The sequence below is a fragment of the Pseudomonas sp. zfem002 genome (assembly GCF_032621685.1).
Lineage (GTDB): Bacteria > Pseudomonadota > Gammaproteobacteria > Pseudomonadales > Pseudomonadaceae > Aquipseudomonas > Aquipseudomonas japonica.
This window is the reverse complement of record NZ_JAVYJH010000021.1, coordinates 101,483-116,662: the sequence shown is the minus strand read 5'-3', so window position 1 is coordinate 116,662 and position 15,180 is coordinate 101,483. Positions and strand designations below refer to the sequence as shown.

Sequence of the window (15,180 nt, the reverse complement as noted above, 5' to 3'; positions counted from 1 at the left end):
AATACATGCCTGGCAAGGCCTCGTCAGCGACGGCTTCAAGGAGGTCGCGCCATGCCCGTCGACCTGCATGAACTGCCGGAAAAACTCAATCCGCCCCCACCTCCAGGCACATTGCGCTGGCTGTTGCTGATCCTCCTGTTTACCGCTGCAGGCGCCGCCGTGGTCCTGCTGTTCTGGCCCGGAGAACTGCAGCCGCGTTCGCCGTGGTTCTGGAGTTGCGTCCTGCTGTTTCCGCTGTCCGGCGCGGTCATCCTGTTCGGGCTGCGCCTGTTCGCCCATGAGAACCGCGAAACCTACGTCGACAGCTGGAACGCCGCACGGGCGGACGTTGAAGCGGAGCTGACAGCGCAGGGCCGTCAGGCGATTGCCTTGCTGGCGACGTCCTACTGCACGCCCGTCGGTAGCGAAAAGTTCGCCGCGAAGCTGCGTGGCGGTGACAAGCCCCTGCAGACGATCTTCCTGCCCGTCAGCAGCACGACGCTGCGCTGGAGCCCGCTGGTGGATGAGGACCCGAAGGTTGCAGAGGACTGTTCGCAGCGGTTGCAGGGCTTTCTCGATCGTCTGCTGGCAAGTCCGGATGTCGATCTCAACCGCCTGTTCCCCGGGCAGCCGGTTCGCGTCCGGATTCGCCACAACCAGGTACTGACTGACGATAAGGTCCTCGCGATCTGGGCGTCATGCGCGCAACGCCAGATGCTCAAGACCGAAACGGTGAGCGTCGCGGCGCAGGATGACGGCGTGCTCTGGCTGGATGACTGGCTGGATCAGCCCAAGGCGTTCCCGTTGCTGCTGTCGGTTGAATTCAATCTGTTCACGAAACCGGTCGCCGAGCAGGCCGAGTCGGTCTCGGTGGTGCTGTTGGCCCGCTCCGAATACTGCCGGGACAAAGACCTCCAGCCGGCCGCCTGGATCCATCGGCCGCTGGCGATGAGCTGCGATCCCCACTCCGTAGGCGACGTTCTGTTGTGGGGCAGCGTCAGTGAAGACTGCCCCTTGTTCGCCTGGCAGGCTCAGGTTCCGACGGACCGACTGCGTGAACTGTCCATGGCCTTGGGCAATCAGGGGCACCCGCTGGATCGTCAGGCCTCTCTGCGTCTGGACGACACCCTCGGTGCTCCGGGCTGCGCGGTGGGCAATATCGCGCTGATCCTCGGCAGCGAGCAGGCCGCGGCGGACCAGCAACCACAACTGCTCATGCTGCAGGATGCAACGCCGCAATGGTGCGTCGTCCGGCCAGCGCCATGACTGTGTTCAAGGAATATCGATGAATAAGAATCTTGCGGTCTGGATTCTGGTGGCCGTCCTGTTTCTGGTCGGCACGCTGTTGATCTGGACGGATAACGATATTGTCCGGCTCGGTTCCGAGGTGGAGCGATTCGCGGCGACTTCGGCGCTGCTGGGGCTATGCATGGCGTTGCTGTTCCTGCAGTGGCTGGGCTGGCTGGGCATGCGCAAGGTGGCGGCGCTCGACTTCTTTGCCCCGCTGCGCAAGAAGCAGGCCGGCCCGGTCTATCGGCCGGACAGGATCCGATCGGCAACGCTGGCTCAGCAATTGCGCGACCACTACGGCCCCTTCTGGCGCCGCAAGACCCGCCTCCTGCTCCTCGCCGGCGAACCCGCCGAAATCGAAGCCATCGCCCCCGGCCTCACCGAGCAACGCTGGCTGGTTGGCGAACGCACCGTGTTGCTCTGGGCCGGCAGCCTGCGCCATGACCCCGATCCGGCGGACCTCGCCCTCTGGCGCCGCCTTAGCCGTTGGAGCGGCCTCGATGGCCTGGTCTGGGCCCTGACCCGCGAGCAGAGCCTCGACGACAACGCCATGGGCCTGGCCCAGCAGAACCTGCGCGCCCTGGCCCGCGACCTGCACTGGCATCTGCCGCTGTACGTCTGGCAGGTCTGCGAAAGCAAATGGTCGCAGGCCGGGCGCGAGTCGTACCCGGTCGGCTGCACCCTGCCGGCGAAGGCCGGGGCAGGGACCTTGCAGCACGAACTGTCCGAACTGCTGGCGCCGCTGCGGGTCACCGGGCTGGCGCAGATGAAACAGAACAAGGACATGCGCCATGACTTCTGCCTGCGCCTGTCCGCCGAGCTGCGCCGCGAGGGCATCCAGCGCTGGCCGCATGTGCTCGGCCCCTGGCTGAACGAGGCGATCCGTGGCGTGACCCTGCGCGGGCTGTGGTTCAGCCAGCCGTTCGCGCCGCGCAGCGAAGCAAAACTGGGCCACCTGTGGCTCGCCGACAACGCCTGGCAAGGCGTGATCACAGACCGCACCCACCCCCGCCGCCTGGGCTGGCAGGCGCCGCGCATCGTGCCCGTCGGCCTGCTGCTCCTGGCCCTGGTCTGGGGCGCCGGCATGGCCCTGTCCTTCACCAGCAACCGCGCGCAGATCGCCGAGATGCAGACCACCCTGGCCACCCTCGACCAGGCAGAGCAGGGCGACGCGCAATTGCTGGCCCTGCACGAACTGGTCCGCGAACTGGCCCGTCTCGACCACCGCACACAACACGGCACCCCCTGGTATCAGCGTTTCGGCCTGAACCAGAACCAGGCCCTGCTCGACACCCTGTGGCCGCGCTATGTCGAGATCAATGCCCGCCTATTGCGCGACCCGGCCGTGGCCCTGCTGCAAAGCCGCCTGGACGCCCTGGTTCGCCTGCCCCCGGACAGCCCCGAACGCGCCACCCGCGCCGCCGCTTCCTACGACCAGCTCAAGGCCTGGCTGATGCTGGCCCGCCCGGAAAAAGCCGACCCCGCCTTCCTGGTCCGGGTGATGGGCGAGTTGGAACCGGAACGCGCCGGATTTTCCCCAGGCGCCTGGCACACCCTCGCACCGGGCCTGTGGCAGTTCTACGCCGAACACCTCGAAGCGCACCCCGCTGTAGCCCTGGAACCGCGCCTGCTGCTGCAGGCCCGCCAGGTCCTGATCGGCCAGCTCGGCCAGCGCAACGCCGAGGCCAGCCTCTACCAGCAGGTACTCGACAGCGCCGCCACCCATTACCCGGACCTGCCCCTGGCACAGATGCTCGGCGAGTCCGACAACACCCTGTTCAGCAGCCAGAACAGCGTGGCCGGCGTGTTCACCCGCCAGGCCTGGGAAGGCCATGTGCGCGAGGCCATCGACAAGATCGCCGAGGCCCGCCGCGAAGAGATCGACTGGGTCCTCAGCGACAACCACCAGGAACTCGCCGCCGAACTCAGCCCCGATCAACTGAGGAAACGCCTGACCGCCCGCTACTTCCAGGACTACAGCAGCGCCTGGCTGACCTTCCTCAACAGCCTGCGCTGGCAGCGTGCGGGAAGCCTTGCCGAAGTGATCGACCAGCTGACCCTGATGAGCGATGTGCGCCTGTCGCCGCTGCTGGCCCTGATGGACACCCTGGCCTGGCAAGGCCGCGCCGGCACCCGCGAGCAGGCCCTGGCCGATTCGCTGCTGCAGTCCGCGCAGAATCTGCTGGGCAAGGAAAAGACCCAGCTGGTGGAACGCGCCGCCCAGCACCTGGAAAGCCCGCTGGACGACACCTTCGGCCCGCTGCTCAACCTGCTGGGCAAGGACGAGGCCCAGGGCGAACGCCTGAGTCTGCAGGCCTTTCTCACACGGGTGACAAGAGTCCGCCTGAAGCTGCAACAGGTCAGCAACGCCGCCGACCCGCGGGAAATGACCCAGGCCCTGGCGCAGACCGTGTTCCAGGGCAAGAGCGTGGACCTAAGCGACACCCGCGCCTACGGCAGCCTGCTCGCCGCCAGCCTTGGCGCGGAGTGGGGCACGGTGGGCGAGACGCTGTTCGTGCAACCGCTGGACCAGGCCTGGCAACGGGTCCTGCAACCTTCGGCGCAAAGCCTCAACAGCCAGTGGCAGCGCGCGGTGGTGGATGAATGGCAGCGTGCCTTCGATGGTCGCTACCCCTTTGCCGCCACCGACAGCGATGCCTCGCTGCCGATGCTCGGGCAGATGATCCGCGCCGACTCGGGGCGCATCGACCAGTTCCTGCACAGCCAGTTGAGCGGCGTATTGCGCAAGGAAGGCAGCCGCTGGGTCGCCGACCCGCAGCACAGCCAGGGTCTGCGTTTCGATCCGAAATTCATCGAGGCGGTGAACCGGCTCAGCCACCTGGCCGATGTGCTCTACACCGACGGCGGCCTGGGCCTGAGTTTCGAACTGCGCGGCAAGCCGGTGCGGGATATTGCGGAAACGATCTTCACCCTGGACGGCGAGAAGCATCACTACTTCAACCAGCGCGAACGCTGGCAGCGCTTTATCTGGCCGGGAGCGGGCGAGCATCCGGGAACGCGGGTGACCTGGACCAGCGTGAATGCCGGTACGCGACTTTATGGCGACTACCAGGGCGCTGGACGACGGCGCGAGCCGCTATCGCCTGGAACTGCTGGCGCCAGACGGCCGCTACCTGACCTGGCACCTGCGCACCGAGTTGGGCGCGGGGCCGCTGGCGTTGCTGGAGTTGCGCAGTTTCAAACTGCCGAAGCGGATCTTCCTCGATGAGAAAGGCGCCCGGGCATCCACAGCGCTCGGTCAGGCGGGGTGAGGTGGCGTGCCTGCCGGACGCACGCCGCCCATGCCGCATCGGCGCAACGCTGCCTCCGCCTCACGCTCCAGCCCGGCCCGATGCTCCGGCGCGGCGATGGCGATCATCCGTTCCACCCGGCGCGACAGGGGCTGCCCACGCAGGTCGGCGACGCCATGCTCGGTGACGATCAGGCCGGCGTCGCAACGCGGCGTGCTCACCGGGCCATTCAGGTTCACGACGATGCGCGTCGCACCCCTGGCCGTTGCCGGCAGGGCGACGATCGGCAGGCCGCCGCGGCTGCGCGCGGCACCGCGGAGAAAGTCCACCGAGCCGCCCACACCACCGACATAGCGACCGCCGGCGACTTCGGCGTTGACCTGGCCGGTGACGTCCACCTCGATCGCGCCATTGATCGCCACCAGCCGCTCCAGGCTGGCCAGTACCGCCGGATCGTGGGTGTACCCGGTACCGCGCAGGACCAGGGCCGGGTTGCGATGGGCCCAGCGCCGCAAGCGCTCGCTGCCCATCAGGATGCCGGTCACGCTCACTCCGGCATCGCGGCCCTTGCGGGCATTGTTCAACACGCCGGCCTCGGCCAGGGCGACGATGCCGTCGCCGGCCGCGCCGCTGTGCAGGCCGAGGTCGCGACGGTCATGCAGTAGCGCCAGCACCGCCTCGGGAAGCTTGCCGATACCGACCTGCAAGGTCGCGCCGTCGTCGATATGCGCGGCGATGCGCTGCGCGATGGCCTGTTCGACCGCGCTCGGTTCGGCAGACTCGGCATCCAGCGGCGCGTGGGCGGCGTCGATCAGCAGGTCGAAATCCGCCGCCTCCAGGTAGCGCTCGCCATAGGTCCAGGGAATGTCCGGGTTGATCTCGCCGATCACCACCCGCGCGCGCTGCAGCGCCGCGGGCAGGTATTCCTGGATCAGCCCGAGGCTGTGGCGGCCGCGTTCGTCGGCGGGGGACACCTGGACCAGCACCACGTCCGCGGCCAGGCTGCCCTGGCGCAGCAGCTCGGGCAGCTGCGAGTAGTGCCCGGGGTAGATGTCGAACACCCCGGCGGCGGCCAGTTGGCGATGGCTGCCGCCGGCGATGCAGCCGGCGAAGTCGAACACGTCGGCATGCTCGGCACGCAAGGTGTCGGAGCTGCCGTAGCTGGCGAAGATGCCCAGGCGTCCGCCCCGGGCCAGGGCGTGGCGGTGACGCACCAGCGCTCGGGTCAGGGTCAGCGGCTCGGCCGTGGCCTGGCCCCACCACAGGGTGTCGCCGGGACGAATCAGGCTGCGCAGTTGCGCAGCCAGGGTAGCGTCGTCATGCATGGGTGCGGTCTGCCTTGCGCGATCAGCGACCATAGCCGGCGGCGATCAGTTGGTAGACCACACCGATCGCTTCGCGGCCGGGCGAGGTGGTGAAGTCGCCGGACAGCTCGCCGGCCAGCGACACCACCGAGGTCATCACCACCCCGGCGGCTTCCAGGCGGCGCAGCGAGGCGGCTTCGGTGCGTGGGCTGAGGCCGCCGCAGACATCCACCACCAGGTACACCTGGTAGCCGTGGGCGATGCCCGACAGGGCCAGCCATTGCACGACGATCTCGGTGGCCACGCCACAGACGATCAGCGACTTGCGCCCGGTGGCCTGCAGCGCTTCGCGAAAGGCCGGGCTCTCGAAGGAGTCGGGGCGGGTGCGGCGGATCCGCTGGAACTGGCTGCGGGCCTCGCGGACCTCGGCAATGATCGTCGGCTCGTTGTCCTCGCCCTTGGGAATGCACAGGGCGATGGTCGGCAGGTCGAAGATTTCGCCCAGTTGCGCCAGCGCCGCGGCGCTGCGGCGCAGACTATGTTCGGATACGGTGAGGGGCAGGTCGGTGATGCCGTCCTGCAGATCGCCAAGCACCAGGATGGCGTCGTCGGCATGCAGTTTCAAACTCATGGGAACACTCCTTGGATGAACAGGGGTCAGGGTTTTCTACGCAGCATCAGGCGGCTGACCAGGCGCATGAAGGGCCCGCAGCCGCTGAGTCCGAGGGTCAGGCCCTCGCGGGCCCGGGTGACCAGGCGCCGCAGCGGCGAGGTGCGCTGGCGTTGCCGGCTTTCGTTGCCGAATTCGGGGTTCAGCGGGCACTGCGCCGGCAGGTTGAGCAGGGTGCGGTGCAGGCAGTGGTTGTCGCGGTTGCACACCACGATCGCGCTGGCCTGGCCCTGGCGGACCTTGTTCGGCCAGTCCGGATCGGCCAGCAGCGGGCGGCCGAGCAGTACCAGGTCGCCATGGCCTTCGGCGATGGCCCGGGCGGCGTTGTCGGGATCGTGCAGGCCCTGGAGCAGCACCGGTACCGGCAGGGCCTGCTTGAACAGGCGCGCGGCGCCGCTGTCGAGCATGCCGCCATCGCGGGCCGAGAAGATCCGCTCCAGTTGCTCGGAACAGCCATCGAGCAGGGCCACGTAATCGGCCCCGGCCTCGACGATCAGGCGGGCGATACGGACGAATTCGGCCGGGCTCTGGCCACCCTCGACCGGCTCGTCGCAACTGATGCGCAGGCCGATGGGAAAGTCCGGGCCGGCCTGCGCCCGGATGCCGCGGACGATCTCGACCACGGCCCGCGCGCGGTTCTCCGGGCTGCCGCCATAGGCATCGGTGCGCCAGTTGCTCCAGGGCGAAAGGAACGAGGCGAGGAAGTAGCTGCCGTGGGCTGGGATTTCCACGCCATCCCAGCCGGCGCGGCGGGCACGCAGGGCCGCGTCGATGCAGGCCTGGCCGAGCGCCTGGATCTGCTCGACGCTCGCTTCCCGCGGTTCGGGCAGGTTCAGCCCGCCCGGAACCTTCAGGCCCTTGGGCAGGGCGTGTTCGGGGATGGCGACGTGCCTGGCGCTGGCCGAGATCAGCGGCTGCGGACTTTTCGGCGAGCCCATGCGGCCGAACGCGGCCGTGAGCTGGGCGAAGATCGGCACGCCATGGGCGTGCACGGCCGCGGCGACCTGCTTCAGGCGCGGGACATGGGCCTCGATATCGAAGCGCAGCATCGGGCTGGCGTATTCGTCGGCGCAGCGCTGCGAGGCGCAGCCGGAGGCGATGATCAGGCCGACACCGCCTCGCGCCCGGGCTTCGAGGAAGGCGATGGTCTGTGCGCTGGGGGCGCCGTCGGCTTCGGCGCAGAGTACCGCCATGGGCGCCAGGACCAGGCGGTTGCTCAGGGTGAGACGGTTGATGCTGACAGGGGTGAACAGGGCACGGCTGGGGGATGCAATGGGGTTCATTGCCAGGGCTCCTGAAGCGGAGGGGCGTGCCCGGCTCCGCGGCAGCTGGGGGGACGGACCTTCAATAGCCGACGGTGAAGCGCCGGCGGCTGTGCGCGGGGCGCTCCAGCTCGTCGATCATCGCCACGGCGAAGTCCTCCACGGAAATACGGCTGAAACCCTGCTCGTCGACCAGCAGTTGATCGAGGCCGAGGCGGAAGCGCCCGGTGCGTTCGCCTGCTTCGATGAGTGCGCCGGGGCAGAGCATGGTCCAGTCCAGTTCGGTTTCCGTGCGCAGCAGGCGGAGTGCGTCGCGCGGGCCTTCCGCGGGGCCGCGATATTCCTCGGGAAAACCGGGGGCATCGAGCAGTTCCACGCCCGGCGCCACCTCCAGCGAACCGCCGCCGCCGACCACCAGCAGACGCTTCACCGCCGCGGTGCGGGCGGCCTGGAGGAGGGTGCGAAAGCCGCTCATGTAGTGGCTGCCGGTGTCGTTTTCGCCCTGGCCGCGCAGGGCGACCAGTACTGCGTCGTAGTCGCGCAGCAGCGCGGGCAGCGCAGCACCGTCATAGACGTCGCAGGCCACGGCCTGCAGGCCCGGCCGGCTGGCCAGGCGTTGTGGCGTACGCACCAGTGCGGTGACCTGGTGCCCGCGCAGCAGGGCTTCGCCGAGCAAGGCAGAGCCGATGAAACCGCTGGCGCCGATGATGGCGATATTCATGAAGGTTTTCCTCGATCAACTGAAAGGGGGATTGCCCCGCGGCCCCTCGCGGGTAGGCCCGCGCCTGCCGCGAGGGCTGCGTTTCGTGGGTCGCGGTCCGCGTGGTGGGCGCGGGGCTACCCGCCAGGGGCCGCGGGACGGTGTGTCAGAGCACCGCGCCGCAGGTGCGCAGGGCCTGCTGTTCCGCGGCCGAGAAGCCCCAGTCGCGCAACGCGGCTTCGCTGTCCTGACCCGGTCGTGGCGGTGGGTTCTGGATGGCGCCGGGGGTGCGGCTGAAGCGTGGCGCGGGCGCCGGCTGGACCACCCCGGCAACCTCGACGAAGCTGCCGCGCTGGCGCACATGCGCGTGGCCGGGCGCCTCGCCCAGCGACAGCACGGGGACGATGCACGACTGCGTGCCCTCGGCGCGGGCCGCCCATTCGTCGCGGGTGCGGCCCTTGAACACCTCGGCGAAGCGTTGCTTCATCAGCGGCCAGCCAGCCTGGTCGTGCTGATCCGGGAGTTCGGCCGGGTCCAGGCCGAGGACCTGCAGCGCCTCGCGGTAGAAGCGCCCCTCGTTGGCGGCGATGCTGACGTGGCGGCCGTCGCGGGTTTCGTACACGTTGTACCAGGGCGCCCCGGAGTCGAGGCGGTTGCTGCCGCGCTCGTCCTTCCAGTAGCCGGCGGCATGGAAGCCGTAGATCAGGGTCATCAGCGACGCCGCGCCGTCGACCATGGCCGCGTCCACCACCTGGCCCTGGCCCGAACCGCGCGCCTCGAGCAAGGCGCTGAGCAGACCCAGGGCCAGGTACAGCGAGCCGCCGCCGAAATCGCCCACCAGGTTCAGCGGGATTGCCGGCGCCTCTCCGGCGCGGCCCATGGCGTGCAGGGCGCCGGTCACGGCGATGTAGTTGACGTCATGCCCCGGCGCCTGGGCCAGCGGGCCGCTCTGGCCCCAGCCGGTCATGCGCCCGTAGACCAGCCGCGGATTGGCCTGCAGGCACACATCGGGACCCAGCCCGAGGCGCTCCATGACCCCCGGGCGGAAACCTTCGACCAGAACGTCGGCCTGTTCCACCATGCGCAGCACCGCGGCGACCGCCTCGGGCTGCTTGAGGTTCATCTGCACGCTGCGGCGGCTGCGGTTGAGCAGTTCGAAGCGGGCATCGACCGGTGCGCCGCCGTCATGGCCGGCGGGGCGGTCGATGCGTACCACTTCGGCGCCCAGGTCGGCCAGCAGCATGCAGCAGAACGGCGCCGGTCCGATGCCGCCGATCTCGACGATCCTGATACCCGCGAGCGGGCCTTGTGCTTTCGTGTTCATCAGTTCATCCCGTGAAAAGAAGTCGTGCGCGCCTCAGCCGGCCTGCAGCAGTTGGCGCAGACGCTCGTTGTCCTGGCCCAGTTCCGGGGCCGAGTCCAGGGCCGGCGGGCGCTGGCGGTCGAACGACAGCGGCATGCCCACCAGGGCGATCTCGTCCTCGCGGGTTTTGCCGAGGATGCCCAGGGCCCGGGTCTGCTCGTGGGCGTACAGCTCCTCGGTGGTCTGCACCGAGGCGCAGGGCAGGCCGAGGGCGTCGAAGTGCGCCTGCCAGTGGGCGCGGGTGTGCTGCTTCATGCGCTCGCCGATCAGGCCGTCGATCTCCTTGCGGTTGGCGATGCGCCCGGCATTGGTGGCGAACTTCGCATCCAGCGCCCATTCGGCATGGCCCAGGGCATCGCACAGGCGGGCGAACAGGGTGTCGTTGGCGGCACTGATGATGGCGTGGCCGTCCGCCGCCGCGTAGGCGCGGTGCGGCACGATGAAGGCCACGCCGGAGCCATGGCGTCCGCCGGGGTTGCCGTCGGCGGCGTAGTTGGCGATGCCGATGGACATCCAGGCGATGGCGGTCTCCAGCAGCGAACTGTTGACCGTGGCGCCGACCTGGCGGCGTTCGCGGCGCAGCAGGGCGGAGACGATACCGATCACCGCCCACATGCCGGTGCCGAAATCGACGATGGACACTCCGGCGCGCACCGGCGCCTGGCCGTCTTCGCCGGTCAGCGTCATGATCCCGGAGAAGGCCTGCATCAGCGGGTCGTAGCCGGGCAGGGCGTTCAGTGGCCCGACATGGCCGTAGGCACCCACCTCGCTCACCACCAGTTGCGGCTTGCGCTGGCGCAGGCTGTCGGCATCCAGCTGGTACTGCCCGGCGCTGCCCGGGCGCAGGTTGTGCAGGAACACGTCGGCATGGCCTTCGATGAGGTCGTGCAGGGTCGCCAGTTGCACCGGGTCCTTGATATCCAGGCAGATCGAGCGCTTGCCGCGGTTGATCGCGTGGAACGCAGCCCCACAGCCTTTCCACTGGCTCGGGCCCCAGCCGCGCGAGGAGTCGCCGGCGGGGCGTTCGACTTTCCACACTTCGGCGCCCAGGCCGCTCAGGACATGGCCGGCGAACGGCGCCGAAGCGCTGTCGCCGAGTTCGACGACGGTAATGCCCGCCAGGGGCAGGTCAGCTCGCGGATCTTCTTGCATTTGTTGTCTCCTTGAGGGGGAGTTGATCGTCAGGCGACGGGTGCCTGCACGGCGCCGCCGTTGAGCACCAGTTGTCGCGCCTGGGTCGGGTTCAGGCCGTATTCGCCGAGCAACTGCTCGGTGTGTTCGCCCAGGCGCGGTGCCGGGTAGCGTTGCTCTGGCTGGCTTTCGCTCCATTGCTGGGGAATGCCGAGCATGCGCAGCAGGCCTTCGCTGGGGTGCTGCTGCATCTGGAAGAACGCCACGGCCTGCATGTGGGCGTCGTCGAGCAGGGTCTGCGGGGTGTTCATCTCGATGGCGGGAATGCCCGCCTCGGTCAGCAGTGCCAGCCACTGCGCCGTGGTCCGGGTCGCGAAGGTGTCGGCGAGGAACCTGTAGAGGTCGCCGATGTTCTCGGTGCGGCCGTAGATCGTGCTGTAGCGCGGATCCTCGGCCATGTCCGGGCGTTCCACGGCGTGGAAGAAGCGCTGCCAGTGGCGATCGGTGTAGATGTTCACCCCCAGGTAGCCGTCGCGGGTCTGGTACGGCCGGCGTTCGGCGCTCATCATCCGCGCGTAGCCCCAGTCGCCGATCGGCGGTTCGAAGGTGTGCCCGTACAGGTGATCGCCGAGGACGAAATGGGCGAAGGTTTCGAACATCGGCACCTCCACCGCCTGACCGTGGCCGGTCTTTTCCCGGTAGTACAGGGCCATGGCGATGGCGTTGCAGGTGGCCATGCCGACGATGCGGTCGGCGATTGCCGTGGCCACGTAGGCGGGCGGGCCGGACTTGCGCGATTGCAGCACCGGCATGCCGACGGCGGCCTGGATCAGGTCGTCGTAGGCCGGGCGGTCGGCATACGGGCCGTTCTGGCCGAAGCCGAAGGCGCCGCAGTAGATCAGCCGCGGGTTGATCGCCCGTACCTGCTCGTAGCTCAGCCCGAGCCTGGCCATGGCCTTGGGGCGCAGGCTGTGCAGGAGCACGTCGGCCGAAGCGAGCATCTGCCGCAGGGCCGCGGCGGCCTCGGGGTGCTTGAGGTCGAGGGCGGCGCTGCGCTTGTTGCGGTTCAGGTGCAGGAAGATCGCGCTCATGCCCGGATTGCGGCACGGGCCGACCCCGCGGGTGGGATCGCCGGCGGGCGCTTCGATCTTGCACACGTCCGCGCCCATGTCCGCCAACAGCAGCGAGGCGTAGGGGCCCATGAAGTTCGAGGTCAGGTCGAGTACCCGTACCCCGGCAAGTGGTCCTGCCATGTCGCTTACTCCGATTATTGTCATTGGCTGCCTGTCGAACGGCCTGGCCCGTGCAACCGGGCCAGGCCGCACGCGGTCAGGCCCGTCGGTACAGGGTCACCACGCAGGCACCGCCCAGGCCGATGTTGTGCTGCAGGGCGATACGCGCGTTGTCCACCTGGCGCTGGCCGGCCTGGCCGCGCAGGTGCCAGACCAGCTCGGTGCACTGTGCCAGGCCGGTGGCGCCCAGCGGATGACCCTTGGACATCAGGCCGCCCGAGGGGTTGACCACGTACTTGCCGCCGTAGGTGTTGTCGCCGTCGGCGATGAACTTCTCGGCGCCGCCCTCCGGACACAGGCCCAGGCCTTCGTAGCTGATCACCTCGTTGGGCGTGAAGCAGTCGTGCAGTTCCACCACATTCACGTCCTGCGGGCCGATGCCCGCCGTCTCGTAGACCTGCTGCGCGGCGCGGCGGGTCATGTCGGCGCCCACCAGGTTCAGCAGGTCGAGCTTGCTGGCCTCGGTGTCGGTGGTCATCGCCTGGGCGACGATCTCCACCGCATCGGTGATGCCGTGGCGGGCGGCGAATGCCTCGCTGCAGACGATCGCCGCGGCGGCGCCGCAGGTGGGTGGGCAGGCCATCAGGCGGGTCAGATGAGGATACATCGGCGCCGCGTCCAGCACTTCTTCGACGCTCAACGGCTTGTTGAACAGCGAGTAGGGGTTGTTGACGGCATGGCTGCGGGTCTTCACCGCCACCTTGGCGAAGATGTCGGGGTTGGCGCCGTAGCGCTCGATGTAGGCCCAGCCGGCCGAACCGAAGGCCTTGATCGCCCGCGGCGCGTCCTGCGGCAGTTGCGGTGCCAGTTCCTGCAGGCGCTCGTAGATCCAGCCCACCGGCGAGGTGCGGTCGCCGAAGGCACTGGCCAGGGCACCGGGTTTCATCTCCTCGAAGCCGAAGGCCAGGGCGCATTCCACCACCCCGGACTCGACCGCCTGGCGGGCGAGGAACAGCGCCGAGGAGCCCGAGGCGCAGTAGTTGTTCAGGTTGAACACCGGTATACCGCTCATGCCTACCGCGTAGGCTACGCGCTGGCCGCAGGTGCTGTCACCGTAGACGTAGCCGGCGAATGCCTGCTGCACCTGGTCGTAGCGGATGCCGGCATCCGCCAGCGCGCCCTGGATGGCCTTGGCCCCCATCACCTCGTAGGGCTCGTGGGCGCCCGGCTTGGCGAACTTGACCATGTTGACGCCAATGATCCTGGCTTTGTTACCCATGTCGGTTCTCCTTCAGTGGATCAGCTGCAGATCGCTTTCATCGACATCCAGGACGATGCGCAGGATGGCCTGGCACATGGTCTTGCCGGTGAAGTCGAGGCGCAGGCTGCGGGTGGCGCCGCCACCGAGCGAGTTGCGCAGGACGAAGTTCATCGCGTGCAGGGTGCGGACCTCGTAGCGTTCGACGCTGCCCTTGGCCATTTCGCCGAAGAACTCCCTGATCCGCTCGGCGGTCAGGTGCTTCTCCAGCAGCGGATAGAAACGTGCTTCCCTGGCGATCACGGCGATGTTGCTGATATCGCCCTTGTCGCCCGAACGGGCGTACACCAGGTCTTTGAGTTGCAGCTTGGCCATGTCAGAGCTCCCGGATTTCGACGTTCTGCACGACGTGCTCGCGTGCGATCAGCGTGGGCCAGAGGGCGAACACTTCGCGTGGCGCGGGGGTGTTCAGCTGGCCGGTGGAACCGATGGGCCCGGTGCCCATCAGCATCACGCATTCACGGGCGACCTTGCTCGCCTCGGCGCGGCTGGCGCACTTGGCGGCCACGCGAATGCGCACTTCGTTGATGTCCGGGTCGGGCTCGGGGGAGGCCGACCAGTGGCAGGCGTCGACGCCGATCATGTCGAAGCGCACCTGCTCGGCCTTGAGGTCGACCATCTCGAAGCGCTTCTCGATGATTTCGAACGAGCGCCGCGCCTTGGCCACGGCATCCGGCCAGGTCACCGAGGACTCGACTTCGCCGATGTAGCCATCGGTGTAGGCGATGCCGGCCTTGAGCGTGGCCGGCGCCGGCTTGCCGCGGGCACCCCAGACCTTGACCCGGTCCTTGGCCACTTCCTGCATGCGTACCTGGGTGAAGTCGGTGATGACTTCGGGCATCAGGTAGTTGCCCGGATCGTGGACCTCGTAGAGCAGGTGTTCGGTCAGGGTGACCTGGTTGATCAGGCCGCCGGTGCCGTCCACCTTGGTGATGAACAGCTCGCCTTCCTCGTTGACCTCGGCAATCGGGTAGCCGATGTTCCACGGCTCCGGCACTTCCTTCCACAGGCTGGTGATGCCGCCGGAGCAGGCCGCGCCGCATTCGATCAGGTGACCGGCGGTGATGCCGATGGCCAGGCGGTCCCAGTCGTCCCACTTCCAGCCGAACTCGTGGACCAGCGGGGCGAGGATAGCCGCGTCGTCGGTGGCGCGGTCGGAGATGATGATGTCGCAGCCGGCCTGCAGCGCTTCGACGTAGCCATAGGCGCCGGAGTAGACGTAGGAGCCGACGATGCGCTCGCGTACCCGGCCCAGGTCGTCGTCGCCGGTATCCAGGTTGGCGAAGCGTTGACCCTGGTCGAGCAGTTCCTCGACCTTGTGCTGGATGTCGTTGGTGGTGACGATGCCGACCTTGAGGCGAGTGATGCCGATCTCCCTGGCCGCGGCCAGGATGGTGTCGGCGCAGGCCTGCGGGTTGGCCGCGCCGGCGTTGGTGAGGATGCGGATACCCTTTTCCAGGCAGATCGGCAGCACGCCGCGCACCACGGCGCGGATGGCCGGGACGAAGCCGTGCTCGGGGTTCTTCTGGCGCATCTTCTGCAGCAGCGGAATGGTCGGCTCGCCGAGGAAGTCGTAGGCCAGGTACTGCACGTTGCCGTGTTTGGCGATCTCGATGGCGGGGTCGAGGTTGTCACCCCAGAACCCGCTACCGGAGCCGATACGAATGGTCTTCATGGCGA

The 15,180-nt window shown here is 68.4% G+C and carries 11 protein-coding genes and 1 pseudogene; 2 read left to right on the top strand and 10 right to left on the bottom strand.

The features are described 5' to 3' along the window. The first annotated feature begins 51 nt into the window (after positions 1-51). Positions 52-1,245, top strand: a complete 1,194-nt coding sequence (locus tag RTI28_RS22100) for a hypothetical protein (protein ID WP_316922413.1) — start codon at positions 52-54, stop codon at positions 1,243-1,245. Between the two features lie 19 nt (positions 1,246-1,264). Continuing rightward, a pseudogene (locus RTI28_RS22095) lies at positions 1,265-4,541 on the top strand (ImcF-related family protein). On the opposite strand, the gene RTI28_RS22090 reads toward RTI28_RS22095, so the two are convergent. The 10 genes from RTI28_RS22090 to RTI28_RS22045 all read right to left on the bottom strand — a co-directional run bounded on the left by RTI28_RS22090 (position 4,529) and on the right by RTI28_RS22045 (position 15,175). Further along, positions 4,529-5,845, bottom strand: a complete 1,317-nt coding sequence (locus RTI28_RS22090) for an acetyl-CoA hydrolase/transferase family protein (RefSeq protein ID WP_316922412.1) — start codon at positions 5,843-5,845, stop codon at positions 4,529-4,531. The pseudogene RTI28_RS22095 and the gene RTI28_RS22090 sit on opposite strands and share 13 nt — an antisense overlap. A gap of 22 nt (positions 5,846-5,867) precedes the next feature. Continuing rightward, positions 5,868-6,455, bottom strand: a complete 588-nt coding sequence (locus RTI28_RS22085; RefSeq protein WP_316922411.1) for an isochorismatase family protein — start codon at positions 6,453-6,455, stop codon at positions 5,868-5,870. Positions 6,456-6,481: 26 nt separating this feature from the next. Further along, positions 6,482-7,777: an NADH:flavin oxidoreductase gene (locus RTI28_RS22080; protein WP_316922410.1), complete on the bottom strand. Its 1,296-nt coding sequence runs from the start codon at positions 7,775-7,777 to the stop codon at positions 6,482-6,484. A gap of 61 nt (positions 7,778-7,838) precedes the next feature. Further along, positions 7,839-8,477: an NAD(P)-dependent oxidoreductase gene (locus tag RTI28_RS22075; protein ID WP_316922409.1), complete on the bottom strand. Its 639-nt coding sequence runs from the start codon at positions 8,475-8,477 to the stop codon at positions 7,839-7,841. A 145-nt stretch (positions 8,478-8,622) separates the two neighbouring features. Then, positions 8,623-9,780: a CaiB/BaiF CoA-transferase family protein gene (locus RTI28_RS22070; protein WP_316922408.1), complete on the bottom strand. Its 1,158-nt coding sequence runs from the start codon at positions 9,778-9,780 to the stop codon at positions 8,623-8,625. A 33-nt stretch (positions 9,781-9,813) separates the two neighbouring features. Then, positions 9,814-10,971, bottom strand: coding sequence for a CoA transferase (locus tag RTI28_RS22065; RefSeq protein ID WP_316922407.1), 1,158 nt, complete (start codon positions 10,969-10,971; stop codon positions 9,814-9,816). A gap of 29 nt (positions 10,972-11,000) precedes the next feature. Then, the gene (locus RTI28_RS22060; RefSeq protein ID WP_316922406.1) at positions 11,001-12,203 is read right to left on the bottom strand and encodes a CoA transferase; all 1,203 of its coding nucleotides are present in this window, start codon (positions 12,201-12,203) and stop codon (positions 11,001-11,003) included. Between the two features lie 76 nt (positions 12,204-12,279). Then, positions 12,280-13,461, bottom strand: a complete 1,182-nt coding sequence (locus RTI28_RS22055) for a lipid-transfer protein (RefSeq protein ID WP_316922405.1) — start codon at positions 13,459-13,461, stop codon at positions 12,280-12,282. A gap of 12 nt (positions 13,462-13,473) precedes the next feature. Continuing rightward, entirely contained in the window at positions 13,474-13,815 is a 342-nt protein-coding gene (locus tag RTI28_RS22050) for a hypothetical protein (protein ID WP_316922404.1), read from the bottom strand. A 1-nt stretch (position 13,816) separates the two neighbouring features. Then, positions 13,817-15,175 carry an acyclic terpene utilization AtuA family protein gene (locus tag RTI28_RS22045; RefSeq protein ID WP_316922403.1) on the bottom strand — a complete coding sequence of 453 codons (1,359 nt, stop codon included), beginning with the start codon at positions 15,173-15,175 and terminating at the stop codon, positions 13,817-13,819. Between the last annotated feature and the right edge of the window lie 5 nt (positions 15,176-15,180).

Excerpts from the sequence above, each read along its gene's own strand:
- RTI28_RS22100 (WP_316922413.1), top strand. The coding sequence starts at position 52 with ATGCCCGTCGACCTGCATGAACTGCCGGAAAAACTCAATCCGCCCCCA.
- RTI28_RS22090 (WP_316922412.1), bottom strand. The coding sequence starts at position 5,845 with ATGCATGACGACGCTACCCTGGCTGCGCAACTGCGCAGCCTGATTCGT.
- RTI28_RS22085 (WP_316922411.1), bottom strand. The coding sequence starts at position 6,455 with ATGAGTTTGAAACTGCATGCCGACGACGCCATCCTGGTGCTTGGCGAT.
- RTI28_RS22080 (WP_316922410.1), bottom strand. The coding sequence starts at position 7,777 with ATGAACCCCATTGCATCCCCCAGCCGTGCCCTGTTCACCCCTGTCAGC.
- RTI28_RS22075 (WP_316922409.1), bottom strand. The coding sequence starts at position 8,477 with ATGAATATCGCCATCATCGGCGCCAGCGGTTTCATCGGCTCTGCCTTG.
- RTI28_RS22070 (WP_316922408.1), bottom strand. The coding sequence starts at position 9,780 with ATGAACACGAAAGCACAAGGCCCGCTCGCGGGTATCAGGATCGTCGAG.
- RTI28_RS22065 (WP_316922407.1), bottom strand. The coding sequence starts at position 10,971 with ATGCAAGAAGATCCGCGAGCTGACCTGCCCCTGGCGGGCATTACCGTC.
- RTI28_RS22060 (WP_316922406.1), bottom strand. The coding sequence starts at position 12,203 with ATGGCAGGACCACTTGCCGGGGTACGGGTACTCGACCTGACCTCGAAC.
- RTI28_RS22055 (WP_316922405.1), bottom strand. The coding sequence starts at position 13,461 with ATGGGTAACAAAGCCAGGATCATTGGCGTCAACATGGTCAAGTTCGCC.
- RTI28_RS22050 (WP_316922404.1), bottom strand. The coding sequence starts at position 13,815 with ATGGCCAAGCTGCAACTCAAAGACCTGGTGTACGCCCGTTCGGGCGAC.
- RTI28_RS22045 (WP_316922403.1), bottom strand. The coding sequence starts at position 15,175 with ATGAAGACCATTCGTATCGGCTCCGGTAGCGGGTTCTGGGGTGACAAC.